The sequence below is a fragment of the Bacillus sp. FSL R9-9834 genome (genome assembly GCF_038006905.1).
Lineage (GTDB): Bacteria > Bacillota > Bacilli > Bacillales > Bacillaceae_G > Bacillus_A > Bacillus_A pacificus.
On record NZ_JBBOWD010000001.1, the window covers coordinates 2,263,234 to 2,279,138 of the forward strand.

Genomic DNA, 15,905 nt, shown 5'->3' on the forward strand with positions numbered 1-15,905 from the left:
AGACAAGATGAAGATTCTTTCATAGAGGTGAACAGTTCTATGTTGAAAAAATGGTTTGAAAATTTTTTAGACGAATCTCACTGTAAACATAAATATAGTTTTATTAAGATGCAGGATAATGAAGATTTCAAAAGTGGTAAGCTAGGTGTAGCTTATGTGTATAGGTGTGAGAAGTGCGGGAAAGAGAAGTTGAAATTTAAAAGCAATAACGAAATAAATAATGATTTTTTTGATATATAGGAAAGAGTAACTGTTATGGGTTACTCTTTTTTTGTATTTTTAACACACTATAGAATGCACAAAATTAAATGTAGAAAATAAATATGAGTTAAAGGAGGCCATTTATGTATTTCGAAAGTACTAGAAAACTTCTAAATAGGTGATAAGAATGAATCTAAGCGGTTTAAAAGTGACAGGAGCATGGTTTCAAGTAGGAGGAAATCTTACAGCGGCAATTGGGACGACAAGAGGATTTATCGGGGAGGAGAAAGCTGAATCGAAAATTGTAATTGTAGGAAGCTCATTACAAGCCCTCGGGTATATATTGCAAATTATAGCGAGTAATGAAACCGAAGATGAAGGTGAAAGAGAAAATCAAAGTATGTGTTTGGAGAATAAAAGTGAAATGCTCGATAAAATGGGCATTGAGTTATTAGCGTTAGGAAATATATCAAATGTAATAGGAATATATTTTAATATAAAGGAACAATTGAAAGAGAATGATTATCTTATAATTATAGGGAATAGCTTACAATCGATTGGAGCTTTTTTAGGAGTAGAAGCGGCTTTGCTTCAGATGAAAACGGTACAGAAAATAATAATACTAGGCAATTCTCTGCAAAGTTTAGGGGCTGGACTTCAAGCGTATCAAGGCATTATTAATGTGATGAAGAATAGAATCGAAAATGAAGACAGTATAGTTGATCAGAAAGATGAGAGAATAATAGCACTCATTGGTGTTTGGATACAAGCGATAGGAACTGTTATTTCTGCAATTGGATTAACTATAATAGAGAAAGAAGAAAGATTAGAAAAAATAATCATATGAAATTGTTCATGGAAAGATTGTATGTAAAATTTCAATTTTACATAAATAGAAAAGTTGAAGTGGTAGGTTTTTTGACATTGAAAGAGAATATATAACAGTAGAACAGTTATTAGTGGTTAATAAAAATATTAGAAATGCAAAAGTCATTGGTTTGTATAGCGTATGGAGAGAGAAAAATACAAAATAAGGAGTTTTCAAGAAATGATGTATTTGTTGGCAATTCTTCTTCCACCTGTAGCCGTATTATTTTGTGGAAAACCATTTCAAGCAATAATTAATTTCATATTAACATTAATATTTTGGGTTCCAGGCGTTATTCATGCGATATTAGTTGTACATGATAAAAAAGCAGATCGGCGTTTAAAAAAACAAATTCAAGCATATGATGAAATAAATAAAAAGAACAGAAGATAGCTGAGTTGTGAAACGATTTTAAAAAGAAAGGGGGGACCACCTCCTTTCTTTTTTTATTCTGGTTAAGTTTATATTTTGGTGTAGCGGTAAGAATTTTTAATATAAGTATTGTGATAATTCGTTTTTGAGTGTGCGTTTAGTAAACCGGTGTAAATGTTTTCAGGAACGTTAAAGAAATCATACAGTCCATTCTTTAATTGAATGCGTAAAATCATAGAAAAAGGATTATATCCAACAGCAACTATAGTTTTGGAAATCACGGGAGATAACTCCATCATTACGCAACTCCTCACTTTTCATTTTTAATAATTTCTTATAGCTGTTGAGGTTGTGATGTTGAAATTTTTATAATTAAAGAGGTATTATACTTATATGCAATATATTAAATGTTCGTTATACGTAATTATAAGGAAGTTCACACGAAGTACATATCGTTGTGCTATTTTTATTTCACCTTTGATTTATAAATAAGAAAATATTGACCATTTGAAAAAAAGGTATATTATTTATACGAGGTATTAAAAATTCACTTTTTACATTCTATGCTTAAAGGGGCAGCATTATTAGAAAAATAGAAGTGAAAATACTTTGTGTAACAAGCATTCTAAAATTTATAATCTGTGAATTAGGAAAATATTGAATGCTCCAGGTCAATATACTTTCTTAATTAAATTTATTTTAGAAAGTGACCTCAATATTTTTAAGTAAATCAACGGGAGAATTGAAAGGCAGGAGAAAGTAACATGTCAGAAAATTATCGTTCTCGAGAGGAGCGACGACAAGTTAAAAAGAAAAAACAGCCAGCTTCTAAAACACAAAAACCAAAAGGTAAAACATCATTTTTTCGCAAGTTTTTAATTACTTGTTTATTACTTGGTATTGTTGGTTTAGTGGGGGGAGTTGCTACCTTCTTCGTAATGATTAAGGATGCACCGAAACTTGAGAAAGCAAAACTTGTTAATCCGTTATCCTCAAAAATTTATGATAAAAATGGCGATTTGGTATATGAATACGGGAAAGAAAAGCGGACGAATGTTACGTATGATCAAATTCCTAAATTAGTAGAAAATGCATTTTTAGCAACAGAAGATTCACGTTTTTATGAGCATAGTGGAGTAGACTTTAAAGGTACTGCCCGTGCTGTCTTGGTGAGTCTTAAAGGAGATTACGGTTCACAAGGTGGAAGTACAATAACGCAACAGGTTATTAAAAACTACTTCTTATCGATGGAAAAAACATCAAAACGTAAGGTCCAGGAAATATATTTAGCGTATAAACTAGAACAACAATATTCAAAACATGAAATTTTAGAAATGTATTTAAATAAAATTAACTTAGGAAACCGTTCATATGGTATCGCAACAGCAGCACAAAACTACTATGGTAAAGAATTGAAAGATTTAACATTACCAGAAGTTGCGATGCTTGCAGGTTTACCGAAAGCACCGAATAACTATGATCCAACGAAAACGGAGAATATTCAAAGAGCAACAGAAAGAAGAAATGTTGTACTAGGATTAATGAATCGACATGGCTATATTACGAAGGCAGAAATGGAAGAAGCTTCAAAAGTTGAAGTGACAAAGGGACTTAAGACAGCAACGGAACTTCAAACAATGCCGCATACTGCATTTATGGATGCCGTAGTGAAAGAAGTAGAAAAAGAAATACCAGATGTTAATATTGGATCTGATGGCTTAGAAATTTATACAACATTAGACCCGAAAGCACAAGAATTTGCTGATAAGATTTTAAATGACAATATTATTAATTATCCAAATGATAAGTTCCAAGGTGCTTTCACATTTATGGATACGAAAACAGGAGAAGTTCGTGCTATAGGTAGTGGACGCGGTGAAAATAAAGCAGTATTTAAAGGGCATAATATGGCAATTGAATTAGATCGTGCAGCTGGTTCAACTATGAAGCCAATCTTTGATTACGGTCCTGCAATTGAATACTTAAAATGGGCTACGTATCATCAAATTGATGATTCTCCATTTAAATATTCAACTGGACAAGAACTTCGAAATGCGGATAGAAGTCACTTAGGCCCAATTACTATGCGTGAAGCGCTAAAAATGTCACGTAACGTTCCAGCAGTTAAAACTGCAAAAGAAGTAGGACTGAATAAATCAAAGGAATTCTCTGAGAAATTAGGTATTACATTTAATAAACCGCCGGCAGAATCTACAGCGATTGGTACAAACGAAGTATCACCAACTGAAATAGCAGGTGCTTATGCGACATTTGGTAATGGTGGAAAGTATGCAAAACCGCATTTTGTTAAGAAAGTAGTTTATCCAGACGGTAAGTCACAAAGTTTTGAGCAAAAACCAAAACAAGTTATAGCTGACTCTACAGCATATATGATTACTGATATGCTTCGTTCAGTAGTAACATCTGGTACTGGTACAGCGGCAAATATAAGTTCTTTAGATGTAGCTGGTAAAACAGGTACAACAAACTATGATTCAAAACAACTAGCGAAATATAACATTCCAGAAAGTGCAACCCGGGATAGTTGGTTTGCAGGTTATACGCCGCAATATACGATGGCAGTATGGACTGGATATATGAAAGATGGTAAAGAGGAGTATATTAGTAGTAAAAACACGAAAATTGCACAACTGATCTTTAAAGAAATGATGAGTGAAATGGCTACAGATAAATCACGTTTTAAAATGCCAAGTAGTGTAATTCAAGAAGGTAGTGAGTTACGTATAAAAGGCGAAAAACGTGATTCTTCTCCAAATACGAGCGTACCGGACACGACAGAACAACCAAAACAAGATCAGCAGCAAAAGACTGAAGAAGAGAAAAAGCAAGAAGAATTAAAGAAACAGGAAGAACTGAAAAAACAAGAAGAACAAAAGCAACAAGAGGAACTTAAGAAGCAAGAAGAACAAAAGAAACTAGAAGAGCAAAAGAAACAAGAAGAAGAAAAGAAACAAAATGAACAAAATAATGGTAATGGTCAAGGAACGACCCCTCCAGCAAATAACGGAGGAGGTCAAGGAAATACGACCCCTCCAGCAAATAACGGAGGAGGCCAAGGAAATACAACCCCTCCAGCAAATAACGGGGGAGGTCAAGGAAATACGACCCCTCCAGCAAATAACGGAGGTCAAGGAAATACGACCCCTCCAGCAAATAACAGCAGAGACTGGCGGTAATGCAGGAGAGGCCCCTGCTAATAATGGACAATAAGAAAATTTTATAAAAAATATTAAAAAGCACTTAAGATTTGTAAAAATTACAATCTTAAGTGCTTTTTTCTTTTAAATGCAGTAGCTATGAGACAATGTATTTTAAATATTAAAAGTACCATAGAAGTTTTGAAAATAAATTGAAGGAAAATGATAAAAAATTTGAGACTGGGGTAACGGAGGATAAGCGTGGCTTTGAAAGGTGGTACTACTTGGATGTGCGCCATGATGCCAAAATGAGGGAGTAATTTGACCTGGAATTTGATATTGTTGCCAAGTTGCAGGAAGTTCAATTCCTACATCGGAACTAGCTGTATGAATGGCTGGAACGTGTATCCCAGGAGTCGAGGGAACGACGGCTGTTACTCTTGAAGAGATCCACATAACATAATCACTCCTAAATTGCGATAATAAAGTAGTATATTCTTTTCACACATATAAAGGTACAAATAAATGGGACTTTAGGCTAAAACATACGTATAAAGTTGTAAGACCAATTTAAATTGATTTTGGACCATTTATTATAAAAAGATACGTCTATTTACGGACGGAAAAGGAACGAAGAAACTGTAAAATGGAGGTGTTAATTGCAATAACTTACGTGTTTATGGAGGAATATGAATGGAACGATTATGGACGAAATCATTTATTCAAATGACTTTCGCAATGTTATTTTTATTTACAGGATTTTATTTACTTGTTCCAACGCTCCCACTTTTTATTAAAGAGATAGGTGGCAATGAATCACAAGTCGGACTTATGATGGGAATGTTTACAATAGCGGCGGTTGTAATACGACCAATTATTGGAGGGATGTTGGATCAATATGGTAGAAGATCCTTTACTATTTTCGGGCTCATCTTTTTTGGGTTAACGATGTACTCTTATAATTTAGCGACGACTATTATCCTTTTAGCTATTTTACGTGTTATTCACGGAGTAACATGGGCTGTTTCTACAACAGCTATTGGAACAGCGATAACTGATATTATTCCAGATTCACGCCGTGGCGAAGGTATGGGTTGGTATGGGATGGCTATGACGATTGCAATGGCAATCGGCCCAATGATTGGATTATTGGTTGTACAAAATTATTCATTTCACGGCCTTTTCTTATTAGCAACTCTTTTATCCATTATGGCAGTCTTATTATCATTAATGACGAAAATGCCATTCACACCACAAAAAGAAAAAGGGAAAATGCAACTGTTTGAAAAATCCGTACTATCCATTACGATAGTTGTATTTTTTTTATCATTTGCATATGGAGGGATTACGACGTTTTTACCGCTATTTGCATCGTCAATTGATGTGAATCCTGGGACATTCTTTCTTGTGTATGCAATTGCTTTAACAATTGTAAGGCCAATTTCAGGGAAACTATTAGATAAATTTGGAGAAGTATTCATCATACTCCCAGCATTATGCATTACTATTTTAGCTATCGTTGTATTAACTCTTTCAAATGGTTTGACGGGTGTAATGATTGCAGCAATATTATACGGTATTGGATTTGGCTCAGCACAACCAGCTTTGCAAGCGGCGATGCTTACAATTGTTGACCCGAGTAAAAGAGGAGTTGCTAACGCTTAATTTTTTACTGCATTTGATTTAGGAATTGGATTGGGTGCGATTTTACTTGGAGTTGTTTCGCAAATGTTTGGTTACCGTATTTTATTTGCGGGTAGTGCAATTTCAGGGTTAATTGCTTTAATTATTTTTGTCGTTCTTGTAAAACAACGATTAAGTAAAAAAGAATTTGCGTAAACTGGAGGAACAAAGATGAAAATTTCAATTGATGATAAAGCTCTACAATGGTTTAAAGAAGAATTACGTATATCTTTAGAGATTGTTGCAGAGCAACCAGATGGGGAAATCGTGTCAGTTGAGAAGGAAGGCATTCTATTTTTTGTAGATGTTGATGATCTTTGGTACTTTCAAAACTATGATTTAGTTGTAGGTTATCATGAGGAAATGGAAGGAATTTAATTTAATTACGTAAAATAATAACTTTATTAAAAATAAATAAATTTTATATGGAAATTATATTTAGAGAATAGTGAAATAAATATAATGCGAAAAGCGAGCTGTATATGAATACAGCTCGCTTTTTTATTTAGTAAAAGCAATTGCAAAGTAGATACATATTTAATGGGATTATATGAATCAACTTTATATTTTGTTTTAAAGATAAATAAAGAGAAGTCTGTCCTTTCTTTATAAAATATGAAAATTATTGTTGAAAAACTGTATTGTTACATCGGTAAAAGTATAGGAAACTTATCATTATAAAATAAATTGAAATCTTCTAAAAACTCTGATACATTGAAATAGAAATGTAGTTTCGCAATATTGTAAAGGCTTACAGTTATGTGCACGAAGATCTATTAGGATTGGAGGAAATAATGATGAAAGCTGAAGAAAAATTTTCCCCGGGATTAGATGGTATAGTGGCAGCGGAGACGAAGATCTCGTTTCTTGACACAGTAAAAGGTGAAATTGTAATTCAAGGGTATGATTTAATCGAACTCTCAAAAACAAAAGAGTATTTAGACATTGTGCACCTTTTATTGGAAGAACATCTACCAAATGAGGATGAAAAAGCAAGACTTGAAAAGAAATTAAAAGAAGAATACGCGGTACCAGAAGGTGTATTTAACGTATTAAAGGCATTACCGAAAGAAACACACCCTATGGATGGATTGCGTACAGGTGTGTCCGCATTAGCTGGTTACGATAATGATATTGAAAATCGCTCGTTAGAAGTAAACAAAAGCCGCGGATACAAATTATTGAGTAAAGTACCAAACATTGTAGCGAATAGCTATCATATTTTAAATAATGAAGAGCCAATCGAACCACTTAAGGAATTATCATATAGCGCGAATTTCTTCTATATGTTAACAGGTAAAAAACCAACTGAACTTGAGGAGAAGATTTTTGATCGTTCCCTTGTTTTATATAGTGAACATGAAATGCCAAACTCTACATTTACAGCGCGCGTTATTGCGTCTACGCAATCCGACTTATATGGTGCTTTAACAGGTGCGGTTGCATCTTTAAAAGGTAGCTTACATGGCGGTGCGAACGAAGCGGTTATGTACATGCTTTTAGAAGCTGGTAATGTTGAAAAGTTTGAAGAGTTATTACAGAAGAAACTATATAACAAAGAAAAAATTATGGGCTTTGGACATCGTGTATACATGAAGAAGATGGATCCAAGAGCATTGATGATGAAGGAAGCTTTAAAGCAGTTATGTGATGTGAAGGGTGATTATACACTGTATGAGATGTGTGAAGCTGGAGAAAAGATTATGGAGAAGGAAAAAGGAATTTATCCAAACCTTGATTATTACGCAGCTCCAGTATATTGGATGCTTGGTATTCCAATTCAACTGTACACACCAATCTTCTTTAGCTCTAGAACAGTAGGGCTTTGTGCACACGTTATTGAGCAACATGCGAACAATCGTTTGTTCCGTCCACGTGTAAATTATATTGGCGAGCGACATGTGCTTAGTAAATAAGAACAACTGGGGAGTTGTTAGCGCCGCCCGCCAGATGGGTGTTTGACCGACACCCATCCTTAATAATAACGAATTTTCGACAGAAAGGGAAGGATAGCATGATTAAAACAAATGAAATTAAACAAAAAGATGCATTATTAGAAGAGATTACCGATTATGTATTAAATAAAGAGGTAACAAGTGCAGAAGCATTTAGTACTGCTCGTTACGTATTACTTGATACACTTGGATGCGGAATTTTAGCATTACAATATCCAGAATGTACGAAATTATTAGGACCAGTTGTACCAGGAACAATCGTGCCAAATGGTACACGTGTACCAGGTACGTCATATGTACTTGATCCTGTGAAAGGTGCATTTAATATCGGCTGTATGATCCGTTGGTTAGACTATAACGATACTTGGCTTGCAGCAGAGTGGGGACATCCATCTGATAACCTAGGCGGAATTTTAGCTGTGGCAGATTATATTAGCCGTGTTCGTATTTCAGAAGGAAAAGAACCGTTAAAAGTACGTGAAGTATTAGAAATGATGATTAAAGCACATGAAATTCAAGGTGTACTTGCTTTAGAAAACAGCTTAAACAGAGTTGGTCTTGACCACGTATTATATGTAAAAGTAGCAACAACTGCAGTAGTTGCAAAAATGCTTGGCGGAACACGTGAAGAAATCTTTAATGCATTATCACATGCATGGATTGATAATTCTAGTCTTCGTACATATCGTCATGCTCCAAATACAGGCTCACGTAAATCATGGGCAGCAGGTGATGCAACGAGTCGCGGTGTTCATCTTGCAATGACTGCCTTAAAAGGTGAAATGGGTTATCCGACAGCATTATCTGCACCGGGCTGGGGATTCCAAGATGTATTATTTAATAAACAAGAATTAAAATTAGCAAGACCACTAGAGTCATATGTAATGGAAAATGTATTATTTAAAGTTTCATATCCTGCAGAATTCCATGCACAAACAGCTGCAGAATGTGCTGTGAAATTACATCCAGAAATTAAAGAAAGATTAGATGAAATTGACCGTATTACAATTACAACTCATGAATCAGCAATTCGTATTATTGATAAAGAAGGTCCATTAAATAACCCGGCTGATCGTGATCACTGCTTACAATACATTACGGCAATTGGTTTATTAAAAGGAGATATCGTTGCGGATGATTATGAGGATGCAGTAGCAAATGATCCACGTGTAGATGAATTACGTAATAAGATGGTTGTTGTTGAAAATAAACAGTACAGTTTAGATTACCTTGACCCGAACAAGCGCTCAATCGCCAACGCTGTTCAAGTTCATTTCAAAGATGGAACTGTAACAGAAAATGTGGAATGTGAATATCCACTTGGTCACCGTTTCCGTAGAGACGAAGCAATTCCAAAAGTTGTTCAAAAATTCACTGCAAATATGGCAGGTCATTATTCTAGTAAGCAACAAGAACAAATTCATGAAGCTTGTTTAAATGAAGAGAAACTAGAAAATATGAATGTAAATGAATTTGTAGATCTATTCTTAATTTAATAATAGGGGGAATTTAGAATGGCTTGGGTTGTGAATAAACAGTCAACACAAGAGGAGCTTGCGAATCGCTTCCGAGCTTTAGTAGAAGCAAATGAAATTTTGCAAATTCCAGGTGCTCATGACGCAATGGCAGCTCTTGTTGCGAAAAATACAGGTTTTTCAGCTCTTTATTTATCAGGAGCAGCTTATACTGCAAGTAAAGGGCTACCTGATTTAGGAATCGTGACTTCTACTGAAGTAGCAGAGCGAGCGAGGGATCTAGTAAGAGCTACAGACTTACCAGTTCTTGTTGATATTGATACTGGATTCGGTGGTGTCCTAAATGTAGCGAGAACAGCAGTAGAAATGGTGGAAGCGAAAGTAGCAGCTGTTCAAATTGAAGATCAACAATTACCAAAAAAATGTGGACATTTAAATGGTAAAAAACTCGTTACGACAGAAGAATTAGTTCAAAAGATTAAAGCGATCAAAGAAGTTGCACCGAGCTTATATATTGTAGCGCGCACAGATGCTCGCGGTGTAGAGGGCTTGGATGAAGCAATTGAAAGAGCAAACGCCTATGTAAAAGCAGGTGCAGATGCAATATTCCCAGAAGCGCTTCAATCAGAAGAAGAGTTCCGTCTATTTAATAGTAAAGTAAATGCACCTTTACTTGCCAACATGACTGAGTTTGGGAAAACGCCGTATTATAGTGCAGAGGAATTTGCGAATATGGGCTTCCAAATGGTTATTTACCCTGTAACTTCACTTCGTGTTGCAGCGAAAGCGTATGAGCATGTGTTTACTTTAATTAAGGAAACTGGTTCTCAAAAAGATGCACTTTCAAATATGCAAACGAGAAGTGAGTTATATGAAACAATTTCATATCATGACTTTGAAGAATTAGATACTGGAATTGCAAAAACAGTATTATCAGAAGATCAATAGATAAAGTGAAACTTTAATCAGTGGGGGTTTTCTTCATCCCTCACTGATTATTAGTTGAACCAATTGGACTTTTATGGGCAGTTGATCCCCCGCCTAACTTCTTTGCTTTCGCTGAATTTGGAGGCGGGGGTCTTACTGCCCATTAAAGCGGGATAAAACAACTAAGGCGATGAGAGTACATCTTTGGCAAAATAAACTGCTTGATGTGAAAATTCATCGCCTTCTGTTTTCAAAAATAAGATATTCCACTCATCGTAGACGAGCATATGTAGTAGCAAGTAAGGCCGAAATGATAGGGGGATTCAGATGGAGAAAACGAAGTTACCGTGGGATGAATTTTTTTCACTTAATAAAGATGTGAATCATGCTTTCTTTACGCCAGAAGATTTTTCAGGAGATGAAGATTTAATCGCAAAAACGACAGAACAATTCGTTAAACAAGAAATTGTTCCACAAATGGAGAATATTGAACAACATAACTATAAAGTTTCTCGTCAATTGTTTGAGAAAGCTGGAGAACTTGGATTATTAAGTATCGAAGTCCCAGAAGAATATGGTGGATTCGAATTAGGAAAGGCAGTTTCAGGGCTTGTAGCAGAAAAAATGGGATACGCTGGTGCATTTAGCGTTTCATTTAATATACACGCTGGTGTAGGTACATTGCCTTACATATATTACGGAACGAAAGAACAAAAAGAAAAATATTTGCCGAAAATTGCATCAGGAGAATGGGTTGGGGCTTATGCTTTAACTGAGCCAAATGCTGGTTCTGATGCTTTAAGCGCAAAAACGAGCGCAGTATTAAATGAAGATGGAACTGCTTGGAAGTTAAATGGTGAGAAGCAGTGGATTACAAATGCTCATATGGCAGATGTATACGTTGTTTTTGCGAAGACAAATAAAGGAATGACAGCGTTTATTGTCGAAAGAACATGTGAAGGCGTATCCATTGGACTAGAAGAAAAGAAAATGGGGATTAAAGGATCTTCAACAGCGACTCTTATTTTAGAAGATGTTGTCATACCTGCTGAAAATGTTTTAGGGGAAGTTGGGAAAGGGCATCACGTAGCTCTTAATATTCTTAACTTCGCTAGATTAAAACTTGCCTTTGGAAATATTGGAACAGCAAAGCAAGCAATTGGATTGTCCGTTCAATACGGAAAAGAACGCAAACAGTTCCAAACGGAATTAGTAGACTTTACGATGATTCAAGAGAAAATTGCAAATATGATCATTGCTACATATGGAGCAGAAAGTGCAGCTTATCGTACAGCAGGTGTAATTGATGAAGCAATTCATGAGAGTGATGAGGATCTTATGAAGCAAATGTCTCAATTTGCTATTGAATGTGCACTGAATAAAGTAAATGCTTCTGAAACACTTGGTCATATCGTAGATGAAGCTGTACAAATTCATGGTGGTTACGGTTATATGCAAGAGTATGAAGTAGAACGATTATACCGTGATGCTAGAATTAGTCGTATTTTTGAAGGGACGAACGAAATTAATAGATTAACAGTTGCCAAAATGTTAATGAAACAAATGAAACAAATGGAACAAATTGAAGATACTGAAATAGAGATTGATGTAGAAAATGTCGAAAGAAACCATCGTTACATTTTATTAGCGAAAAAATTGTTGAAACAATCTTTGAAAACGCTCTCTAAAACTCCAGGTTTAAAAATTGATCAAGAGCAAGAATATTCACGTGTATTATCAAATATGTTAACGGACGTGTACGTCATGGAATCAGCATTTTTACGTACGAGTAAAGCAATTAGTAAAAATGGTGCAGAAAAAGAGGGTACGAAACAAATGATAACTGACGTTATTTGTGAAGAAGGCTATCGCAAAGTAGAAGAAGCTGCGATTTCTATACTTTCCGCAGCTATTACAGAAGAACAAGATAGACACGTGATTTTAACTGAAATTCGTCAATTACTAGTGCCTTTATACACGAACGTATTTACAAAAAAGAGAGAAATTGCGAAAGCTATTATAAATCGCGGAAAGTATATTGTGTAAATAGGAGGAAAGCGATATGAAAAAGATTGGTTTTATCGGTTTAGGTAACATGGGTCTTCCGATGTCTAAAAATTTAGTTAAATCAAGTTACACAGTATATGGTGTGGATTTAAATAAAAATGCTGAAGCTTCTTTTGAAAAAGAAGGCGGAATTATCGGCTTATCAATTTCAAAACTAGCAGAAACATGCGATGTAATTTTTACAAGTTTACCTTCACCTCGCGCTGTTGAAGCGGTATATTTTGGCGAAGAAGGATTATTTGAAAATAGTCACTCGAATGTAGTTTTAATTGATACAAGTACTGTATCTCCACAGTTAAACAAACAGTTAGAGGAAGCTGCAAAGGAAAAGAAAGTAGACTTTTTAGCAGCACCTGTTAGTGGTGGGGTGATTGGAGCTGAAAACCGTACATTAACATTTATGGTTGGTGGATCAAAAGAGGTATATGAGAAAACGGAATCTATCATGGGTGTACTAGGTGCGAACATTTTCCATGTTAGTGAGCAAATTGATAGTGGGACAACAGTTAAATTAATTAATAACCTATTAATTGGTTTTTATACAGCTGGTGTGAGTGAAGCTTTAACATTAGCGAAAAAGAACAATATGGATTTAGATAAAATGTTTGATATTTTAAATGTAAGTTACGGTCAAAGTAGAATTTATGAACGTAATTATAAAAGTTTTATAGCACCCGAAAACTACGAGCCAGGATTTACTGTGAATTTATTAAAGAAAGATTTAGGGTTTGCAGTTGACTTAGCTAAGGAAAGCGAACTCCATTTACCAGTAAGCGAAATGTTATTAAACGTATATGACGAAGCGAGTCAAGCTGGATATGGAGAAAACGATATGGCTGCCTTATATAAGAAAGTTAGCGAGCAATTAATTTCTAATCAAAAATAAATTATACAAAGGAGAGAATACAATGATTACAACTGAAATTAAACGAGTAAAAAATCATATTAATGGTGAGTGGGTAGAATCTACTGGTACAGAAGTAGAAGCAGTTCCAAATCCAGCGACTGGAAAAATTATCGCTTACGTTCCGCTATCTCCGAAAGAAGATGTTGAAAAAGCTGTTGAAGCGGCAAAAGCAGCATACGAAACGTGGTCTAAAGTACCAGTTCCGAATCGTTCAAGACAATTGTATAAATATTTACAGCTTTTACAAGAAAACAAAGAAGAACTTGCAAAAATCATTACGCTTGAAAATGGTAAAACATTAACGGATGCAACTGGTGAAGTACAACGTGGTATTGAGGCAGTAGAACTTGCAACATCTACTCCAAATTTAATGATGGGACAAGCACTTCCGAATATTGCTAGCGGCATTGATGGATCAATTTGGCGCTACCCAATTGGAGTTGTTGCTGGAATTACGCCGTTTAACTTCCCGATGATGATTCCATTATGGATGTTCCCGCTTGCAATTGCTTGTGGTAATACATTCGTATTAAAAACATCTGAAAGAACGCCGCTTTTAGCAGAGCGACTTGTAGAGTTATTCTATGAAGCTGGTTTTCCAAAAGGAGTATTAAATTTAGTACAAGGTGGAAAAGATGTTGTAAATAGCATTTTAGAAAATAAAGATATTCAAGCTGTTTCGTTCGTTGGTTCTGAGCCGGTAGCTCGTTACGTATATGAAACAGGTACGAAACATGGGAAACGTGTACAAGCGTTAGCTGGTGCGAAAAACCATGCGATTGTTATGCCAGATTGCAATCTTGAGAAAACGGTACAAGGTGTAATTGGATCTGCATTTGCAAGTAGTGGAGAGCGCTGCATGGCATGTTCAGTAGTAGCAGTAGTTGATGAAATTGCAGATGAGTTCATCAACGTACTAGTAGCAGAGACGAAGAAGTTAAAAGTAGGTGACGGTTTCCACGAAGATAATTATGTTGGACCATTAATTCGTGAGTCTCATAAAGAACGCGTATTAGGCTATATTAACAGCGGTGTAGCAGATGGAGCTACTTTATTAGTAGATGGCCGTAAAATTAAGGAAGAAGTTGGAGACGGTTACTTTGTAGGTGCGACAATCTTTGACGGTGTAAATCAAGAAATGAAAATTTGGCAAGATGAGATTTTTGCTCCAGTATTAAGCATTGTACGAGTTAAAGATTTAGAAGAAGGTATTAAACTAACAAATCAATCTAAATTTGCAAATGGTGCAGTTATTTATACGTCAAACGGTAAACATGCACAAACGTTCCGTGATCACATCGATGCGGGTATGATCGGTGTAAACGTAAACGTTCCAGCACCAATGGCATTCTTCGCATTCGCAGGAAATAAAGCTTCATTCTTTGGTGATTTAGGTACAAATGGTACAGATGGCGTTCAATTCTATACACGTAAAAAAGTTGTAACTGAGCGCTGGTTTTAATATAAAGTAGACAGCCAAATCAGTTGTTAAAAGAAAACCACCACTATGAATAGTGGTGGTTTTCTTCTTGTTAATTGCTTTTTTCAAAAGCTAGTTTAATACCAAAACCAATTAAGACAATTCCCGTTAACCCTTGAATATAACGTTGTGTCTTCGGTTTTTTCATAAAAGCACTAATTTTATCAATTAAAAATATATAAAAAGCGAACCAAATAACTGTTAAAACTAGGTAAGTAAGGCCCATTATAAGAAGTTGGATAAACGTATTATGATTTGGATTTAAAAATTGCGGTAAAAATGTTAAAAAGAAGACTGCGATTTTAGGGTTTAATAAATTTGTAAGAAACCCTTGGCGAAAGCAAGAAGTATGCTCGTTTGCGTTATTCAAAGATATATCGTTCGTATTGACGCCTTCTTTATTTCTTACTGCTAAAAGGGCTTTAATACCAATATAAATTAAATATAGAGCTCCAACGTACTTGAAAATAGAAAATAAAAGAGCTGACTTTACAATAAGTGCGGAAAGTCCGATTACTGCTGCTAAAGTATGAATCAATAGTGCAATACATGTACCGAACACTGTTTTCACCCCGCCTACCTTACCAGCAACTAATGTGTTTTTCGTAGCCATTGCAGTATCAGGACCAGGTAAAATAATAAGACAAATAGACATAATGATGAAAAGAAAATAATTTTCAATCATAGTCGCTCCTCCTTCTTTTATTTTTAGAATATTTAATTAAAAATAGTGTAGCACATAATTCGATTTAATAAAATTAAATTTTATTAAAATTTATTAAATAGGAAAAAGGCTATATAGGCGTGTAATT

The 15,905-nt window shown here is 35.1% G+C and carries 13 protein-coding genes and 2 pseudogenes; 12 read left to right on the plus strand and 3 right to left on the minus strand.

Annotated elements, in window-relative coordinates:
- Positions 1–39: 39 nt before the first annotated feature.
- The 3 genes from MKY00_RS11750 (at position 40) to MKY00_RS11760 (ending at position 1,462) form a co-directional block, all read left to right on the plus strand.
- Positions 40–240 (plus strand): hypothetical protein, encoded by a 201-nt coding sequence (locus tag MKY00_RS11750; RefSeq protein ID WP_000915130.1) that lies wholly within the window; start codon positions 40–42, stop codon positions 238–240.
- A gap of 148 nt (positions 241–388) precedes the next feature.
- A complete protein-coding gene (locus MKY00_RS11755; protein ID WP_016717423.1) occupies positions 389–1,048 on the plus strand; it encodes a DUF6944 family repetitive protein in 660 nt (219 codons plus the stop codon).
- A 201-nt stretch (positions 1,049–1,249) separates the two neighbouring features.
- Positions 1,250–1,462 carry a YqaE/Pmp3 family membrane protein gene (locus tag MKY00_RS11760; RefSeq protein ID WP_000990223.1) on the plus strand — a complete coding sequence of 71 codons (213 nt, stop codon included), beginning with the start codon at positions 1,250–1,252 and terminating at the stop codon, positions 1,460–1,462.
- A 68-nt stretch (positions 1,463–1,530) separates the two neighbouring features.
- On the opposite strand, the gene MKY00_RS11765 is transcribed toward MKY00_RS11760, so the two are convergent.
- Positions 1,531–1,740, minus strand: a complete 210-nt coding sequence (locus MKY00_RS11765) for a KTSC domain-containing protein (RefSeq protein WP_000970366.1) — start codon at positions 1,738–1,740, stop codon at positions 1,531–1,533.
- Positions 1,741–2,205: 465 nt separating this feature from the next.
- On the opposite strand from MKY00_RS11765, the pseudogene MKY00_RS11770 reads away from it, so the two are divergent.
- A pseudogene (locus MKY00_RS11770) lies at positions 2,206–4,672 on the plus strand (PBP1A family penicillin-binding protein).
- Positions 4,673–4,773: 101 nt separating this feature from the next.
- On the opposite strand, the gene MKY00_RS11775 reads toward MKY00_RS11770, so the two are convergent.
- A complete protein-coding gene (locus tag MKY00_RS11775) occupies positions 4,774–5,055 on the minus strand; it encodes a hypothetical protein (RefSeq protein WP_000265000.1) in 282 nt (93 codons plus the stop codon).
- A gap of 237 nt (positions 5,056–5,292) precedes the next feature.
- Between MKY00_RS11775 and MKY00_RS11780 the strand changes: the two are divergent.
- The 8 genes and pseudogenes from MKY00_RS11780 to MKY00_RS11815 all read left to right on the plus strand — a co-directional run bounded on the left by MKY00_RS11780 (position 5,293) and on the right by MKY00_RS11815 (position 15,075).
- Positions 5,293–6,438, plus strand: a pseudogene (locus MKY00_RS11780) (MFS transporter).
- A 15-nt stretch (positions 6,439–6,453) separates the two neighbouring features.
- Complete coding sequence (locus MKY00_RS11785) at positions 6,454–6,660, plus strand: hypothetical protein (RefSeq protein WP_000703223.1); 207 nt, start codon at positions 6,454–6,456, stop codon at positions 6,658–6,660.
- 416 nt (positions 6,661–7,076) lie between these two features.
- A complete protein-coding gene (mmgD, locus tag MKY00_RS11790) occupies positions 7,077–8,198 on the plus strand; it encodes a citrate synthase (RefSeq protein ID WP_016717425.1) in 1,122 nt (373 codons plus the stop codon).
- A gap of 98 nt (positions 8,199–8,296) precedes the next feature.
- On the plus strand, positions 8,297–9,733 hold the full coding sequence (gene prpD, locus MKY00_RS11795; protein ID WP_000598132.1) for a 2-methylcitrate dehydratase: 1,437 nt from the start codon (positions 8,297–8,299) through the stop codon (positions 9,731–9,733).
- 18 nt (positions 9,734–9,751) lie between these two features.
- Complete coding sequence (prpB, locus tag MKY00_RS11800; RefSeq protein WP_000312648.1) at positions 9,752–10,660, plus strand: methylisocitrate lyase; 909 nt, start codon at positions 9,752–9,754, stop codon at positions 10,658–10,660.
- 306 nt (positions 10,661–10,966) lie between these two features.
- Entirely contained in the window at positions 10,967–12,685 is a 1,719-nt protein-coding gene (locus MKY00_RS11805; RefSeq protein ID WP_016717426.1) for an acyl-CoA dehydrogenase family protein, read from the plus strand.
- Positions 12,686–12,701: 16 nt separating this feature from the next.
- The gene (locus MKY00_RS11810) at positions 12,702–13,592 is read left to right on the plus strand and encodes an NAD(P)-dependent oxidoreductase (protein WP_000719434.1); all 891 of its coding nucleotides are present in this window, start codon (positions 12,702–12,704) and stop codon (positions 13,590–13,592) included.
- Positions 13,593–13,614: 22 nt separating this feature from the next.
- A complete protein-coding gene (locus MKY00_RS11815; RefSeq protein ID WP_016717427.1) occupies positions 13,615–15,075 on the plus strand; it encodes a CoA-acylating methylmalonate-semialdehyde dehydrogenase in 1,461 nt (486 codons plus the stop codon).
- 70 nt (positions 15,076–15,145) lie between these two features.
- Here MKY00_RS11815 and MKY00_RS11820 read toward each other — a convergent pair whose 3' ends face one another.
- Positions 15,146–15,778, minus strand: a complete 633-nt coding sequence (locus tag MKY00_RS11820; RefSeq protein WP_016717428.1) for a LysE family translocator — start codon at positions 15,776–15,778, stop codon at positions 15,146–15,148.
- Between the last annotated feature and the right edge of the window lie 127 nt (positions 15,779–15,905).

Bases quoted from the DNA above. Each gene is read 5' to 3' on its own strand.
- MKY00_RS11750 (WP_000915130.1), top strand. From the start codon at position 40: ATGTTGAAAAAATGGTTTGAAAATTTTTTAGACGAATCTCACTGTAAA.
- MKY00_RS11755 (WP_016717423.1), top strand. From the start codon at position 389: ATGAATCTAAGCGGTTTAAAAGTGACAGGAGCATGGTTTCAAGTAGGA.
- MKY00_RS11760 (WP_000990223.1), top strand. From the start codon at position 1,250: ATGATGTATTTGTTGGCAATTCTTCTTCCACCTGTAGCCGTATTATTT.
- MKY00_RS11765 (WP_000970366.1), bottom strand. From the start codon at position 1,740: ATGATGGAGTTATCTCCCGTGATTTCCAAAACTATAGTTGCTGTTGGA.
- MKY00_RS11775 (WP_000265000.1), bottom strand. From the start codon at position 5,055: ATGTGGATCTCTTCAAGAGTAACAGCCGTCGTTCCCTCGACTCCTGGG.
- MKY00_RS11785 (WP_000703223.1), top strand. From the start codon at position 6,454: ATGAAAATTTCAATTGATGATAAAGCTCTACAATGGTTTAAAGAAGAA.
- mmgD (WP_016717425.1), top strand. From the start codon at position 7,077: ATGATGAAAGCTGAAGAAAAATTTTCCCCGGGATTAGATGGTATAGTG.
- prpD (WP_000598132.1), top strand. From the start codon at position 8,297: ATGATTAAAACAAATGAAATTAAACAAAAAGATGCATTATTAGAAGAG.
- prpB (WP_000312648.1), top strand. From the start codon at position 9,752: ATGGCTTGGGTTGTGAATAAACAGTCAACACAAGAGGAGCTTGCGAAT.
- MKY00_RS11805 (WP_016717426.1), top strand. From the start codon at position 10,967: ATGGAGAAAACGAAGTTACCGTGGGATGAATTTTTTTCACTTAATAAA.
- MKY00_RS11810 (WP_000719434.1), top strand. From the start codon at position 12,702: ATGAAAAAGATTGGTTTTATCGGTTTAGGTAACATGGGTCTTCCGATG.
- MKY00_RS11815 (WP_016717427.1), top strand. From the start codon at position 13,615: ATGATTACAACTGAAATTAAACGAGTAAAAAATCATATTAATGGTGAG.
- MKY00_RS11820 (WP_016717428.1), bottom strand. From the start codon at position 15,778: ATGATTGAAAATTATTTTCTTTTCATCATTATGTCTATTTGTCTTATT.